Genomic DNA, 14,891 nt, shown 5'->3' with positions numbered 1-14,891 from the left:
GCCGGCCGCGAGGCTTCTGGCTTGTCTGTGGAGTTGGTTCCAGGCTGACAGCAATCACGCTGCCGCGCTCCAGGAGCTGCGCGCCGAGGTGAGCGGGATTGAAGACATCAGCTTGCTGCGGTGTCCGGACGTGGTGCTATGGATGCGCCAACGACCGCACAACCACAGCGAGAACGAGATTTGTCCTACTGATGGGTGATCAAGTATGGCGCGACATGCCGCTCCAATCTTCGTCACGATGGGAGACGGTCCCTGTGCGTCAATGCTGCTGAGACACTGTTGATCGCGTTCAACATTGCCCACGCCCAGGGGCCATAGGCAGCAGCCCGCACCAGTCCACCAGTTGGCCCTCTGCGTTGTTACCCCAAACGGGGGATATTGCCTACACTGGGCTCAAGGCTCCGCTGCTCCAAGAGGGTGACGTCCATTGAGATCCAGAACTACGTCTGGTCATGGCGTTTACTCCTTGCAGGTTTACTGCATCGCAGATCAGGTGCTGTTCATGCCGCTTGTTGTATTTGCACTGAGCGCCACGGACGATGTAACGGCACCTCTTCGTGTGGTGACATGCCGATCGGTAAACGTACGAACAGCTACCGGGGAGGGCACATGCGCCAGCGAGAGCGTTCCGCAGCAGTCGATAAAGATCATTTACAGTGTCGATCCGTCGCTCCATCAGTCAACGCCTGACGGGGGGACAGCAGTGGTTCGTAGGCCGCTGATCTTTATCGAGGCGCTTCTTATTGTTGCGACCGTGACAGTCTTTGTTGTTCAGCCTTTTGGCATTTCCGCCGCACTTGGTTGGATTTCCCTTGGTGTTTGCGGCGCCGTATTTATCCTAAACTTTTACGTGCCGCACGAATGGGGATCTAGGCTTAAGGACACTGCGCTCGGCCGTGCCGCACCGGAAGACGTGGATAACGCAGCCATCGTACGGGCAGAGCAGTATGTCGACGAAACTTACCCGCTGGCTTCTGTCGACTACTTCTGCAGAATGCTTACGCATCTGCCATCGTACCTCGCTAGAGTAGACGAGCGGTTTGAACTAGATGGTCGAACGGCTGTTGTTCAGACAAGGCTTATTTACCGTCGGATCAGCACTGCAAAGAGTAGAGTACTTGAAACTACGCTTAAGGCGCGAACCTCCGGTAACGAAGGAACGCAAAGCAGCCAGGAAACAGTTCCCGAACCTGCGACCGTTTTGGTTCCACTTGTTTCCATAAAGAAGGGCCTCTTATTCGATCGCTTCGAGGCTTTCGACGAATCCGGCAAGAACCTGGCGACGCTGACGCAATGGGAAGTTCGCGGACTTTTGATGGTGACACTACGAGCGCTCTTTATCCAAGCACTCGTTCCGGACGCTAAACGCTCTCTGACTAAGGATGATCGGCATGTGTTGCTTAACGTGGCCAAGTTCACCGTTTGCGCCACCCGAGGCCGAGACCGCGTTCTAGCGCAGCGCCGAAGAGCAAAAGCCCTTCGATTGATCGACAACCTTTCGGAAGATCGTTTTGACACCCAGAAGAAAGCCAGCATTAGAAGCTTCTGTGAATCATTGTCAGATGACTACCTGATCGTTGTCGAGCTTCCGATGCCCACCAAAGAAAATTTTGCCGTTTCTTATAGGCACGTCGTCACGGCTGCTGAAGTTAGCATCGGCCCCGAGCAACGTGCTCGGGCAAAGCATGGCTTGCTGCCCGTCGTCGTTGATGCGCCGATGACCTGGGCGCTCCGACCTGACAGTTATCATTTTGAACTGGTCGCGCCTCCCGGTCAGTACGTGTACGACCACCACTTAGAACGACTCGAGAGTAATAAACACCTCACTCAACAGGATTTTTGCCCTGGCGGGGTGCAACAGTATGTTCGTTTGCATCACGAACAGGGCCGGAGTCAAGCTCACTTGTACATCCGAAAGGTGCGCTATCCGACCAGCGAAACTGGCCAGGTGCCTGACTTCAAGTCGATCATACGTTTTCGGGAAATACCTCCAGGCGCTCTCGGGAGTGCGGTAACGGTTGCACTGGTTACCGCACTGTTAATTTCCTTCTATACCTTCTTCTACAGCGGGCGCCCGATGCCGCCGTCGATCCCGGCTCAAGCCATCCTGACGCTCCTCCTTGCACTCCCAGCATTTCTAGCAGGCGGCTTGGGCCGCAGCATCACTTCCGACGCATTGGCCCGAACATCGCTGTTCACTTTTTACGGGCTCTGGACGATCGTGATGACCTCTCTGCTAGGCGTCGGTTTGTTTCTCGCCGACGTCAACAAGCATCAGTTTCTGAACTACCACTTCCCATTGTTTGGTCATATGCAGACGGCCAACACGCTATGGACGATTCTCGCTATGGCAAGCTTTGCGATGTATCTAATGCTACGGAAGGAGAAATCCGATCAACGCCGATACTATCTTAGGATCACAAAGCGAGCAGCTATTGCACGCAAGCAGGTATAATTTATACTGAGGAGGTAGCAAATGTCAAATGCAAAGTCGGAAGATGCCATAAGCGGCCAGGCCGCTAAAAGCAAGGAAGGGGGCGGTATTAGCGCGGAAAATCTTAGGTTCCCAAAAGAACAACGTTGGATGGATGGCCGCCAGGTGTTTGTACGTCCTGAAAGTCGAGCGAGTACCACAGCGAAACGAGATATTATTGGCACCGAGGAGGAGCGTGATGCCGTTACCGAAGCGCACGTTATTTCGAGTCTAGCCCGTCGAGCAATGACAGTGGATGAGATTGAAGAAGAGATCAAGATGTTCGACGAACTCGATGAAAAGAATCCACTCGTTCAGTGAGCGTGGCTTAACCGGCGCACCTGCAATGGATGCAGGGTGGACGGTCACAGCCGTACAACGACCATCCCGTCAACCAATTCGGTCAACCAGGCCGGCGGATTTTGCCCGTGTTCTACATCAAGGACGTACTGCGGCGCTCGGGTGCGGAGCCCTCGGAAAACGAACGGCCAGTAAGGCTGATTGAAGTGCCCACTGTCCTCGGGAAGCTTGCGGAAGACCGGCCCAGAGTCGCACCAGCCGTTGCCACGGCGAACTGCGCCGTTCGCATACGTGACACCTGCTCGAAGACTACGCGACAAACGTGCCTGGCTCCTTGCTGCGGATACAGCAGGACCTTCTGCAACTCGACGTCGACCTCCGACAGATGCAGGTCAAGGATCCTTCCAGGGATTTCGCTGGGGGTCTACCAATGACTCCAGGCGAGACGCCCAAGCCAGGTGATCAATTTCGGTGCCTGCCGCCGGAGATCCGATTGCGAGCTGGTTAGCGACCAACCCGGCGACGATAGAAACCGACAGCCGGTCGCACCGGTCACATTCATTCTCCTGATGTGCGGACCCGCATGTTCGCTGCGCCGCGGCGAACGTCGTGACTGACGCGACGAGCTGTCGAAGAGAACTTCGCTCCAGCGTTCCGCCAAACGAGCATCTGTCAACTATTGGCTACTCGCGTCGTCCCAGGACTGGACGCCGTCAACGCGTTAGCGAGATCCGGCGTCCGTCCTCCCCGGACACAACAGGTCGACTCTCATCTCCTCCGGCATCAACCACATGTCACGGAGCGGCGTCAGTCGCGCAACGTATCTGACCGCAGTTACCGCGCGTGAAACACGTATTTGACCTGTGCAGATACGGAGGCACAGGGGCTGAGCGGTTAGGAGCAGCGCCATGATCGAACTCCGCACACTCGCTGACTTCGTCTGGTTGTACATCGTCGTTTTCGTGCTTGGCGCCTTTGGCGGCCTGATCTTCGAGTTGAACAGGGATGGCCTCGGACAGCTGGAACGACCACGATCTCTCCAACGTCGCCACGACACCGGCTGGGTGGCGAACGTCCTCATTGGCGCTGCTGCCGCCATGGCCGCCCTGTACCTGTTTCCGCCAAAAGAGACGGTAGTAACCAATGGCGGTGTGACGACATCCACGCTGCAGTACCACGTGGTTGCGGTCATCGGTCTGTCCATCATCATCGGCTCGGCCGGCGGAGCGTTCCTCGCCGCTTTCCAAGCCAGGGCGCTGGCTTTGCTTAAGGCGCAGGAGGCAGAGGCAACCAAGAACGTCGCGACCGGCGCAGTGAACGAGCTGGCGAAAGGAATCACGGACAACCTGCCCAAGAACCAGCTCCAGAGCATGGCCAAGGCAGCGAACCAGGCCATTCGCAATGTCGGCAGCAACGGAAACGGCAACCCCGCTCCTGGCGACATGTAACTGTTCCGCCCGAGCACCCGCGTGCCACCGACAGAGGAGGTCGTCACCCTGTTCTCTCCAACCCTGCAAAGCTCGGTCGACAAGTTCGGCCGCTCCCTTGAAGTCTCACAGCGCCTGGCCAACTTGCACCCGCGGAAGGCCGGCGGATCAGGCGACTACGCGGCGCTGGCACCAGCCGTCACCCTCGCAGTCATCGCAGCCTTCGAAGGCTTCGTTGAGGACTTCCTGGCGACGGCCCTCTACCTCCAGGGGCACGGCCTGCCGCAGATCGCCCAGAAGGTCAACATCAACAACCCCACGGTGGCGCGGTTCAACAAACTGCTGGTGGCTGACATCCCAGGCGTGCAGAGCGCCATTGGTCAGGGCTTCACCCTCCGCGTCTTCAACATTCCAGCAGTCGGCAAAACGCCGACCACCGAAACGATCGACTGGAAGGAAGCGGCCGACCGGGCCGATGGCTGGATGGAGGTCCGCCACTGCCTGACTCACGGCTTGGTCAGCGGATGACGCAGCGAGGTCTGGCCTGCACCACTCAGTGTCCGAACGGCCAGTAGTGTCCTCAAGCCCAAAGCTGGTGGGAAACACTCCATCGGCCTCACAGGCGCCCTCTCGTGTGCCCGTATCTATCGACACGGCGCTGAGCACCTGGCGTCACTCGCTGCGGCAGAGCTGGGAGAAAAGCTCATGTGGGACAAGGTCCCGACGTTTCCCCTGCAGAAGGCCGCGGAGTAGCCAAGACGGCAATCGGTTGGCCGTCGAGCGCTACGCGGCACCTAGTGCCGTCGACCGTCCGTTGGCTCCTCGGGCCCGAAGGGACTCCAGCCATCCAGATACGGCTCCAAATCTTGTTCCCGGAATTCTGGCGCTTCCGGCATCGTCGGCAGTGTCCGGAGTGGATCGATGGCTGCGGCGTACCGACGCGCCCAGATGAGCCATTGCCGAGCTTCCGCCGCTTGATCGTCGTCGCCAGCATCACGGATCTTGAGCTCGAGTGCGTCGCAGTACGCCTGAATGTCGTGCATCTGTTGCCAGGCACGAACTTGGTCATCGAGATGGCTGGCGTAGTAGGCCTCAGTTGCACGCCGATGAGCACGTTCCATGGCGACTTCCCACTGTCGCCTGCGTTCGGCTTGCTGCCGTTCGACTTCGAGTTGATGTTGCCGGTCTTCGACTGCACGGGTTTCGAGCTCGTCGAGGATCGCGCCGATGCGATCGTCGATGGTGACGCGCTTGCGGTCGTACCAGTTGTATTGCCGACCTGGGGATCGGTACGGCAGTGAGACGACGAGCCGCCGCCAGCGGTCGTCGACCTCCGTGTCCGGGCTCTCCTGTGTGATGGTGACGGTGTAGTCAAAGCCGTCGATAACGATGTTGAGTTCACCATCACGGCGGAAGTGCGTCATGCGGCCGGGATGCTCCCGGTCCGAGTGCGTATAGCGGTAGTGCTCGGGCACCGGCTCTTCGCGCACCTCGTACCCGCGGCGAACGGCTTCTCGGGTCAGACCATGCAGGAAAAGCAGACTCCGGCGCCGCACACTGCAGGGCATGGCAAGCCGACCGCGGTCATTCTGCAGGGCGGCGACAACGGGATGGAGCGAGCGCAACTCGGTGGGCATGGGGACGACGGGAAGACCATCCCGCATGTGCTTGGTGTTCGGATGCCGGCCGCTGTAGAGCACAATCTCCAGCACAGTGCCGCGTCGTCGTTGCTTCATCTCGATGTACCTGCCCGGAGGCACCAAGCCGTTGCGCTTGGCGAAGTCGATGACCCGTCGAAGCTTGGCGACTTCGTCCTCGGTCACATTCTCAAGGACGATCCGCGAGTGGATGGCGAGTTCGGCGACGAGCTGCTTGGCGGCGGCTTGCCGTTCGCGGATGATCCGCGCGGTGGTGTGAGGCGGCGGGTGCTTAGTCGCGGCTCCGTTGGCGACAGCTGATTTCTTGGACTTAGTAACCGGAATCGCCTGCGGCGTGGTGGTCGGCCTGGTGACCACGGCAGCGAGCTTTGGTGCAGCGGGATGATCCGGATGGCAGCCGTGGTCAAGGTAGAAGGCGCCAGCTGCAGTGAGCGTGACGCGCCAACCGTCGCGTTTACTGATGGCGACTAGGCCGCGGTCGCGAAGAGCGCCAGCGGAACGGCGAGCGGGACCGTCAGAATCATAGAGATCATCGCCTGCAGCGATGCGCTGGAGGACGGCGAGCTGACGGTGGTTAAGGGGATCCCATCGGCGCACGGTAGCCAGTGGACATCGAACTGGTGGAAACGTAAATGGGTCCCCGCGGCAGTCATCCATTCGAGGCCAACGTGTCGGACCCCACTCATCTCCACTGTGGAGTGAACTTTTAGGACGGAGGAAGAACGCGTCGTACCTTGGAGTCGCAAGATTGGGGGCATCATGTCCGAGCAACCACGCCGCACCCGGTCGCGGCGTACGGAGGTGACAGTGCACCTCCCTCCAGATCCACCGGTGCTAACACCTGCAGCCGCGCGGATCTTGTTGGAGCTACTTTGTGAACTCGCGACAGAGCGTGGGTTCAGGTTCTCAGACGGCACCACTCCCCTGGAGCGCCTGCGTGGTCAGTCAACGAACGCTGGCACTGGGTGACGTCAGTTCAGCACTCTGGGTCACGCTGCATCGTCAATTGGAAAGAAGTAGTTGGTCGCGGCGTCCTGGAGCTGGGCTAGGAAGAGTTCTCGGAAGTTGGCGATGGTGCCCTGTTCGTAGAACAGGATGAGGGCGCCTTCGTACGCCTGACCGCTGACGTTGCTGTAAGACCGCGTGGTCAGTCCAGGCATACGTGGTGCCATCGGCCTTCGCTGGGCGGTAGCGACGAGCCCGAGGTCAACCTCGAACGAGACCGAGTCAGTAATCGAGGGGAAGCAAGGTACCGAATAAGCTCTTCATCCTTCGCGAGCGCGGATGCTCGGTGTCGTTGCCGTCAACGTAGCCGTCAAGTAACTATCTCCTCGATCCCCGTGTCGCTTCGATGTGCCGCAACCACTCCACTAAGCGCTCGGCTCCGGGAGTATTCGCAAGGCCTGCGAGCATGCGCCGGAAGACTTGGACGCGCTTGTAGTTCGCGTACCGCGTCGTGAGTTCCGAGTAGTCACCGTAGTGCCGCGGTACTTCGGTCCATCCCGTGCCGTAGTGGTAGCGGTAGAGCATGCCGTTGACTAGTTGTCGCAAGCGAGCTTGTCCTTCTTCAGTACGAGCCAACGCGTTATTGCCTCCGATTGGGAGAAACGGCACGATCAGCTCCCACTCAGCATCCGTGAGGTCACTGGGCGCCGCCCCCATGGCTTGGTGCCACTTTGCCAGCAGTTCAAAGGGCTGATGCTCGTGGGTTAGCCCGTAGAGGCTAAACGTGAATGGATCTTTGACAGGATCCTTTGCCAGGTTGTCCACCAAGCCTTTTAGCACGTCGTCGTTGGCGTGCTCCAGCAACCATTCCTCGGTGTCCGCACGCTCGTCTTCACTCGGCCAATCGCTCAGGTGGCCGATAAGTTCATCAAGGGTTGGCACAGCCTTAACAGCGGCTTGCTGCACCTTAATGGCCACTTCCCACGGCTCGGCCTCAGTAATCAAAACATCAACGGCCACGTGCTTGGCTGCGGCGTTCTTTAGCGTCCCGGCGTCCAGGTCGAACAGATACGGCGCAACATCATCGGGCAGCTCGTTCAGGAGGTAGTCCCTGACGGCTTTCTTCAGTTCGGCTGTCCATTCTTGGGGATCAACGCTGACCTCACCGCCGTTTAGGTTGTAGTCGTAGATATCGCCGAACTTGGGCCAGAGATGGCGGGTAAGAAGGTCAAACTCGGAAAATTCCTCGGAAGAGGAAAGCACAGGTACCATAGCTGCCTACTGCTCCCGCCCTGACTTATCGTCCGCTGCGGCTGTCTGCCTTCCTGTTCGCCGATACCGTGTCGCCCGTCCCAGACCGAAGCGCTCCACCTTGCCAAGACCGAGCAGCTTGTTGAGCGACTGGGCGACGGTCGGTTGCGGCACGCTGGTGGCGCTTGCGATCTCGCCCGGTGCCGCGTCGGGAACGGTGCCAAGGTAATGCCAGACCAGCAGCTGGCGCGGAGAGAGCGACTGCTCGATAGCCGTCGTGGAGAGCAACTCGATGGCTTGCTCGGCTTGAGCCCGGCACGTGTCCAGGAAGAACTCCAGCCACGGCTGGATGGTTTCCTGCTGGGTGCCGAAGGTGGTCTGACTACGACGCAGGGCAAGGTAGTAGGCAGCCTTATGGGCTTCGATCAGGTGCTCGTGGGAGACATAGGGCACGAAGCCGTAGCCGGCGCGCAGCAGGAGCAGGTTGGTAAGGATGCGGGACAAGCGGCCGTTGCCATCGAGAAACGGGTGGATCTTCAGGAACTCAACGACGAAGTTGCCAATGACGGCCAGGGGATGCTGAATCCCTGCGGCCAAGGCGTCCGTAGTCCAGCTGATCAGCTCATCCATCTGCTTGGCGGTCAGGTAGGCGGGCGTGGTGTCAAACAAGACGCTGACGACTTGGCCGTGTGGGTCGGTGGCTTGAACGGTGTTGTCGAGCGTTTTGTACTGTCCGCGGTGACGCTGATCTTTGCTGGTGTATTGCAGTAGCTGACCGTGGAGCTGCTTGATGGTGTTCTCGGTGAGCTGGATGGTCTGCCAGGAGTCAAAAACGAGCTGCAGGACTTCGTAGTAGCCACGGACTTCCTGGGCGTCGCGGTCGGCCAGGCGCTGGGTGCTGAGGCCACGCATCAGGCGTTCGACGTCGGCATCGGAGAGCTGGGCGCCTTCGATGCGGGTGGAGGCACCAGTGGAGGTGACAAGCACGGAGCGTTTGAGTCGGCCCAGCACTTGCGGGCCGAGGCCGGCGCCATGCCGCCACTCCCCCTTGATCTCGTCGATCTGGGTGATGCGCTGCCAGAGACTGGCTGGAAGGATGGTCAGGCGGGTGTCGAATGATGTCACAATGTAAATCTCATATACTTTCTATATGAGATTATATGGGATTTGAGAGAAATAGCAACGTTTCGCAAACCGGGGCCCGTACCGGTTGTTAGGCTTGCGGCACTGCGGCTGCTCGGTATCAACACCACCGGGGTCATGTGCCGGTCACCTGAGTCGGCCGACCATGGGCCCGTTCGTCTTGTTCAAGTCGCCGCGCACCGCTCTACTCGAGGCGCAAGCCGGGCGTCTCGGCATGACACACCCGAAGTATCAAAAGTTGCGGCGACGCGCAGCCAAACTAAACGCGCTCGAAGCGCAGAAGTTGTTCCCGTACCTTGAGGCGTTTTACCGCGACCGGCAGGTGCCGTATACCCAACATTTGATCGTCCAGAGTTTCGGTCCGACCGCCCACCGCCTCATGTGCCAAGGCGCCGAAGCAGCTACGCATGGCTCCGAAAACAGCCAGGCGCGACCTGCTTCAGGCGTACAAAGCGGAGATGAAGGAGTTCACGGACTTTGTGAAGACGCAGGTCTTCAACGGGTAGGCGCCTTCTGGCCATCGGCCGCTGGCCAGAAGGGGTCACAGTCACTTCCTGACTACTCGTCGTCCTCCTTGTCGTCATCAGCCACGATGAAACCTTCGCCCTCACATGTTTTGCAGTCGATCGGCTCGTCTACTCCCTCGGGGGCAACCAAGCCGCTGCCGTCGCATGTGGGGCAGACCTTGTACGGCATGGTCTGACCTTCACCCTCCTTAGCTTCATTTTTGATTTGACATTTCAGATTCAACCCAATGACGCAAGCAACCGACAAGTAGCTAAATGGTTTTTCCCTCCTAGAAAAAGTTTTGCTCCCCTAGCCAAATGGAAGCAAACGCCGGCAAAACAGGAAAAACCCGCTCCAGAGTGGAGCGGGGGCGCGGGGGTGGCCGAGATACGTTCACGCTTTCTTGTTAAGTATTACCTACTCGCCGTGAAAGACAGCGGCGTTGAAGTTGTCCCGGTCAAAGATTGTGTGCATATGGGCTTCGTCGCCAAACACCGATGTGACACGGCCCTTGCGCCGAGGGTGGCCCGAGAACCGGTAGAGCGCGATGGCATCGACGCCTTCCCGGTAGTACTCGTCGACCAGAAAGGTAACGACCTTCAGGAAGATTTCAAACTCACCAAAACACCTCGCCCAGCCGTTGCCCCACCACAGCCATTCGTTGATGAGATTAGCGAGGCAGGTTTCACCGCCATCTTCGTATTGATAATAGATTGGATCGCCCGGCTGATAATAGGTAACTACATCTCGCCACGAATCGAGAGCAAGATCGTACGGACGAAACCGTGACATGGCTGACCTCCTTTTACTCAAAAGGCCAACCCCTCATTTATTTCACTACAGCTGTTGATCTTTGTAAACACCGTGCGGACCGAACTCACGTATGCCTACCCAGCAGTACAGGGCTACCATGCGTCCCAACCAGGCACGGAGGGAGGAGGGTAACGATGGACGGCGACCTGATATGGCCGCTTCGAGAAGGGCTTGAGGCCGTTGCCGCCATGACGAGCGAGCAACTCGAAAAATCCAAAATAGGTCCCGAGCCACTCGACCATTTGGCCGATCGTTGTACCGTGCTGCTCGACCTCATACCGACGGCGATACTGCCAAGCGAGCCGACTGAAAAACACCGGATGGACGCGGCCCGCCGACTGCTGAAAATTACGGCGTTCATGTCGCACGAGGAGTGGGTGCGCACGGCCGGTTCCTTGCTGGGCTTGACCAACAAGGCGCCCGGTTCAACGGAAGAGATGTCTACAGACGAAATTAGGGATATCTGGAGAGCATACAAAGAGGAGGGCGGACAAAAGAATAAAGGAAAGCGCGACGCGCCCGCACACTTCGATCGCTTCGGTCGCGAGGTCCGTAAGATTGTTGGCGTTCACCCTCTCGGCAAGACTCACACATGGCTCAGCCTTGTCGAGACTGACGGCGACTTCGAAGGAATTCGCCGTGAGACTATGGCCTTCATACTATTCGTCGACGAACTCTGCACCTACCTCGACAACGAAGACGGAAAGCTCACCAAATTCCTACAAGCCAACCAACCAGAGCCGACCGGGTTGAATGGCGCTTTGCTAGACGGCCCGCGACACGCCGATACCCTCACCGATAGTGCAGACGCGGCGGCAGCAATCCCCACCGTGAAACAAGAGCCGGTGGCGCTTACGGCGTTGAAGGAAGAGTCTGCTCCTGCGCTGACGGTACCTCTGTTGACGAAAGAAGACGAGGAACCAGCTTCTTCAAGTTCCCAGCCAGCGGAGAACCACGACGCGCCGGAAGAGCCGGCCGAGCTTCTACCGCCGATCGGTCGAAAGCAACTTGCGACCAGGTTTCGCACAATGCGCCGTCGAAACCGGGCGGCGGCTGTCAGCCTCGCAATCGCGCTTGTTGCTACTGGTATCGTGGTGATTCTATCGCTCGGCGGGACGCCACCAACAGATGACATTATGACCGTGCGGTTCGCTTATGCCCGGGGTGACGCCCCGATGCAAGTGGGGACAGACGGAGCGCTTGAAGACAACGAGGTCTCTTGGAACATTCCTGTGATCGCTGGCAAGGGTAAGCTCGATACCAAGCTCCGGCCAGCCGAACGTGACAAGTTCCTTATTGCCGCTTCAGCCTACCTTGCCGTAACCGGCCCTTATCCTCCATACGGCTGTGCAAATGCGCAGATTGAATGGGAGGTAAGAAGTGACGATCCGACGTACCCAACGTCAAAAGGGTTCCTTGATTTCTACGCCAGACCCAACAAAGAAGGCTTCCACCTTCATGTGCCGCAGACAGTTCAGGAACTTACGCTGTCTGCCACGGTCTCGATTCCCGAAGGCTTCATTGGATGCACGGGTGTCATACTAACTATGAGCGAGCCTAAGTTCGCCAGAGCCTAGCGGTTCAGACGTAAATCACAGAGATCACAACCTGCTGGTCGGTTAGAAAAGACGTATCTACCGCCCCGCATCCTCCCTCACCTCATACACCAGCAGGATATACTCGTTGTTTCTCATCTTGCTGGTGTTGAGCAGCTCAAAGTTGTTGCGGTCAAACTGCCGGATAACATCCAGCGTGTTCTGATGCCTGGCCCGCCAGAGCAGCAACGCTTCGCCCTTGTCTAGGGTGACGGTGCGCTCCCGGCCGCCCATCTCAAACACGATGGATAGTGTTACCTTGAGTCGGATACGGATGTAGCGCGCCTGATCAGTCGGGTCAAACAGCTGCTCCACGTCATAAAACGACTCGTCGATGTTCAATAGATCCGGGATCATCTTCTGGCTTGGTGGTAGTGGCGCCACGCTGTCGTCAGGGTTGAAGTCAAAGAACGTGCGGGCCTGCGGCGTGTCCAGCTTCCGGGTAAATACCAGCAGATCACGCCGGTCCATGCTGCGGTGGATGAGCTGGAGGGTGTGTTCAGGGTCGGGCAGGTTGGAAAGCGTGCCGCCGAGCAGCAGTACCAGGTTCAGCGAGTCACTGCCGTCAAACGAGTCGGCCGCGATCAGGTCGTCGAAGCGGTCGGTCAGGATGTCGCGGACGTAGCCCTCAAAGTTGACCTGGCCGTCGAACCACGCTTTGACGTTGCGCTCGGCGATGTCAAGCATGGCCTGGCTGTCGTCGAGGGCGAGGTAGCGGTGGAGCCGGCCTTCAGCCAGCAGGTGGCTCAGTAGACCGCGGACCGGCATGGCGTTGCCGACGCCGAGGTCGATCACATTGATGCGCCTGTGTTCACCGATCAGGTTGGTGATGGCACCATGCGCCAACTCCAACAGCTTGAGGGTGCTGGTGAGCGTGTTGGGTGTCTCGTCGCTGAGCAGCTTCTGCATGTATTTGTCCCAGTACTCGGCCCCGCCGTCGAAGTAGACGTATTGCAGCGGTATCTCGCGATGCTTTTCGATGTTGGCGATGATGTCGAAGATTTCCTGGCGGCTGTAGAGCTCATAGAAATGCTGGCTCGGCCGGACGGTCTTGCGGGACCGGCTGTTGATGAACTTCTTGCCCTGTCGAGCCAGCTCGTCCATCACCAGCTGGTTCTTGGCGGTGCTGGCGATGTAGGCCCTTACACCTATGCGGTGTAGCTGTAACTCAATCCTGCCTCGCTTGGCAGCCTCGATCCACTTAGCGACGGCGGTTAAAGAGACGTGGTACCTCTTAGAGATTTCAATATTTTTGTAATACTGCATGAAGCGACGAGTGTCCTACCAACTTACTGTTGACTATGATTTAGTAAAAAGTGTATCCTTTGAATAGCAGTACTGCCATCCACGTGCATGTGAACACACAGCATATATGCACGTCTTGTTCACATTTGCCTTCGGCCCCGTGTACGGATTAAGGCATATCTCATTTTCGCAAGGTTGGGCCGCCTTGTAAAGCAAGAGCACTTAATAATGGGCACATCTAAAGCGTGATGTCCCTTCCTGACTTGGCTCAAGATTGCTGATCTTGGGTAGGGTGCTGGCTGTTGAGCTGCGGTTTCGTCGTGTGAACGGCGAAAATCTGCGCACTAAGCGGCCGGTTCTAGGGGTCTGCCCATCGCTTCCCGGTTACGGCTTCAGCGACAAGCCGGCCGCGCCGGGGTGGGGGATCGAGCGGATATCCGACGCGTGGTGCGAGCTGATGGCCCGGCTCGGCTACCGGCGGTTCGGCGCCCAGGGCAGCGACTGGGGCACCAGCATCGCCACGAGCATCGGTCAACGGCAACCCGATCGGGTCGCCGGCATCCATCTCATGCCGCCGCTCGCACCGCCCGATCCGGCCACGTTGGACGACCTCACCGGTGCCGAGCGGGCGGCGCTCGCGACACTGCGGGAGGCGGACGAATGGGGCTCCGGATACTCGGCGCAGCAGTCGACCCGGCCGCAGACGGTCGGCTACGAGCTGGTCGACTCGCCGGCCGCCCTCTGCGCCTGGATCGTCGAGAAGTTCTGGTCGTGGACCGACTCCGGTGGCGACCTGCATCGGGTTATTACCCGGGATGAGCTGCTCGACAACCTGATGCTCTACTGGCTGCCCGGCACCGGTGCCTCATCCGCCCGGCTGTACTGGGAAAGCCTCCGGCAGGTCAACGAATGGATCTCCGGGTCGGCCGGCGCGCCGGTGACCGTACCCACCGGCTGTTCGGTCTTCCCCAAGGAGCTGCAGCGCCCGTCTCGGCGGTGGGCGGAGCGCCGGCCGACCCGAACATCCGGTACTGGAACGAGCCCGGCAAGGGCGGCCACTTCGCGGCGTTCGAGCAGCCGGCGTTGTTCGTCGACGAGGTCCGGTCATTCTTCCGGCTGGTCCGCTGATGGTCACCCGTACTCGGTAAGCGGCTGGCTAAAGATCAACAAGTGCCCATCGGGTGTCCGTACGTTGAAGTCGCGCATCCCGTAGGGCCGGTCAGCCAGTGGCTCGACGATGTCGGCGCCGCGGGCGCGCAGCTCGTCGTGGCAGGAATCGACGTCGTCGACGACAACCGTCACCCTGGCCGGGCCGACGCTGCTTTCGGCGTACAGGTGGAACTCGGCGGTGTCGCGGATCACGGCCGCGTAGCTAGGTGGGGTCTCCCAGGTGAATATGGTGTCGAATCCGAGCGCGTCCGTGAAGTACGACCGCGCTGCCTGCACATCTCGGCACGGCAGCACGGGAACCGCCACCCGCATGACCATTGCGTCACCTTACCTGACTTTGGCTCAAGATCGCTGATCTTGGGTA

14 protein-coding genes and 1 pseudogene are annotated in these 14,891 nt (G+C 59.0%); 7 read left to right on the top strand and 8 right to left on the bottom strand.

Annotation, left to right across the window (positions count from 1 at the left end; translation table 11 throughout):
• Positions 1-10: 10 nt before the first annotated feature.
• The 5 genes and pseudogenes from B9C43_RS60160 to B9C43_RS24975 form a co-directional block, all read left to right on the top strand.
• Positions 11-199, top strand: a pseudogene (locus tag B9C43_RS60160) (DUF6308 family protein); the annotation flags it as partial.
• A gap of 267 nt (positions 200-466) precedes the next feature.
• Entirely contained in the window at positions 467-2,455 is a 1,989-nt protein-coding gene (locus B9C43_RS55760) for a hypothetical protein (RefSeq protein WP_143446571.1), read from the top strand.
• 21 nt (positions 2,456-2,476) lie between these two features.
• Entirely contained in the window at positions 2,477-2,794 is a 318-nt protein-coding gene (locus B9C43_RS55755) for a hypothetical protein (protein WP_143446570.1), read from the top strand.
• Between the two features lie 923 nt (positions 2,795-3,717).
• Entirely contained in the window at positions 3,718-4,221 is a 504-nt protein-coding gene (locus B9C43_RS24980) for a hypothetical protein (RefSeq protein WP_143446569.1), read from the top strand.
• Between the two features lie 21 nt (positions 4,222-4,242).
• Positions 4,243-4,728: a hypothetical protein gene (locus B9C43_RS24975; RefSeq protein WP_200825683.1), complete on the top strand. Its 486-nt coding sequence runs from the start codon at positions 4,243-4,245 to the stop codon at positions 4,726-4,728.
• Positions 4,729-4,994: 266 nt separating this feature from the next.
• Here the strand turns inward: B9C43_RS24975 and B9C43_RS24970 are convergent, their stop codons facing one another.
• The 6 genes from B9C43_RS24970 to B9C43_RS24950 all read right to left on the bottom strand — a co-directional run bounded on the left by B9C43_RS24970 (position 4,995) and on the right by B9C43_RS24950 (position 10,496).
• Positions 4,995-6,215, bottom strand: a complete 1,221-nt coding sequence (locus B9C43_RS24970) for a hypothetical protein (RefSeq protein ID WP_084429531.1) — start codon at positions 6,213-6,215, stop codon at positions 4,995-4,997.
• A 632-nt stretch (positions 6,216-6,847) separates the two neighbouring features.
• A complete protein-coding gene (locus B9C43_RS55750; RefSeq protein WP_143446568.1) occupies positions 6,848-7,030 on the bottom strand; it encodes a hypothetical protein in 183 nt (60 codons plus the stop codon).
• A 151-nt stretch (positions 7,031-7,181) separates the two neighbouring features.
• Entirely contained in the window at positions 7,182-8,075 is an 894-nt protein-coding gene (locus B9C43_RS24960) for a transposase (protein ID WP_084429529.1), read from the bottom strand.
• 6 nt (positions 8,076-8,081) lie between these two features.
• On the bottom strand, positions 8,082-9,179 hold the full coding sequence (locus B9C43_RS24955; protein ID WP_084429528.1) for a Fic family protein: 1,098 nt from the start codon (positions 9,177-9,179) through the stop codon (positions 8,082-8,084).
• Between the two features lie 576 nt (positions 9,180-9,755).
• On the bottom strand, positions 9,756-9,893 hold the full coding sequence (locus B9C43_RS56850; RefSeq protein ID WP_160096680.1) for a hypothetical protein: 138 nt from the start codon (positions 9,891-9,893) through the stop codon (positions 9,756-9,758).
• Between the two features lie 228 nt (positions 9,894-10,121).
• Positions 10,122-10,496, bottom strand: coding sequence for a hypothetical protein (locus B9C43_RS24950; RefSeq protein WP_084429527.1), 375 nt, complete (start codon positions 10,494-10,496; stop codon positions 10,122-10,124).
• A 155-nt stretch (positions 10,497-10,651) separates the two neighbouring features.
• On the opposite strand from B9C43_RS24950, the gene B9C43_RS24945 reads away from it, so the two are divergent.
• On the top strand, positions 10,652-12,094 hold the full coding sequence (locus B9C43_RS24945) for a hypothetical protein (RefSeq protein ID WP_084429526.1): 1,443 nt from the start codon (positions 10,652-10,654) through the stop codon (positions 12,092-12,094).
• A 57-nt stretch (positions 12,095-12,151) separates the two neighbouring features.
• Here B9C43_RS24945 and B9C43_RS24940 read toward each other — a convergent pair whose 3' ends face one another.
• The gene (locus B9C43_RS24940; RefSeq protein ID WP_143446567.1) at positions 12,152-13,378 is read right to left on the bottom strand and encodes an L-histidine N(alpha)-methyltransferase; all 1,227 of its coding nucleotides are present in this window, start codon (positions 13,376-13,378) and stop codon (positions 12,152-12,154) included.
• Positions 13,379-13,649: 271 nt separating this feature from the next.
• Between B9C43_RS24940 and B9C43_RS24935 the strand changes: the two genes are divergently transcribed.
• The gene (locus tag B9C43_RS24935) at positions 13,650-14,570 is read left to right on the top strand and encodes an alpha/beta fold hydrolase (protein WP_235038855.1); all 921 of its coding nucleotides are present in this window, start codon (positions 13,650-13,652) and stop codon (positions 14,568-14,570) included.
• Here B9C43_RS24935 and B9C43_RS24930 read toward each other — a convergent pair.
• The gene (locus tag B9C43_RS24930) at positions 14,489-14,845 is read right to left on the bottom strand and encodes a VOC family protein (RefSeq protein WP_020641977.1); all 357 of its coding nucleotides are present in this window, start codon (positions 14,843-14,845) and stop codon (positions 14,489-14,491) included. The genes B9C43_RS24935 and B9C43_RS24930 overlap by 82 nt on opposite strands.
• Between the last annotated feature and the right edge of the window lie 46 nt (positions 14,846-14,891).

The organism is Kibdelosporangium aridum (assembly GCF_900176515.1).
Taxonomy (GTDB): domain Bacteria; phylum Actinomycetota; class Actinomycetes; order Mycobacteriales; family Pseudonocardiaceae; genus Kibdelosporangium; species Kibdelosporangium aridum.
Note: the sequence above shows the minus strand (reverse complement) of the source record. Positions and strands in the feature narration are given on the sequence as shown.

Coding starts and splice junctions, on each gene's coding strand:
- B9C43_RS24950 (WP_084429527.1), bottom strand. CDS start 10,496: ATGTCACGGTTTCGTCCGTACGATCTTGCTCTCGATTCGTGGCGAGAT.
- B9C43_RS24940 (WP_143446567.1), bottom strand. CDS start 13,378: ATGCAGTATTACAAAAATATTGAAATCTCTAAGAGGTACCACGTCTCT.
- B9C43_RS24960 (WP_084429529.1), bottom strand. CDS start 8,075: ATGGTACCTGTGCTTTCCTCTTCCGAGGAATTTTCCGAGTTTGACCTT.
- B9C43_RS55755 (WP_143446570.1), top strand. CDS start 2,477: ATGTCAAATGCAAAGTCGGAAGATGCCATAAGCGGCCAGGCCGCTAAA.
- B9C43_RS55750 (WP_143446568.1), bottom strand. CDS start 7,030: ATGGCACCACGTATGCCTGGACTGACCACGCGGTCTTACAGCAACGTC.
- B9C43_RS24945 (WP_084429526.1), top strand. CDS start 10,652: ATGGACGGCGACCTGATATGGCCGCTTCGAGAAGGGCTTGAGGCCGTT.
- B9C43_RS56850 (WP_160096680.1), bottom strand. CDS start 9,893: ATGCCGTACAAGGTCTGCCCCACATGCGACGGCAGCGGCTTGGTTGCC.
- B9C43_RS24930 (WP_020641977.1), bottom strand. CDS start 14,845: ATGGTCATGCGGGTGGCGGTTCCCGTGCTGCCGTGCCGAGATGTGCAG.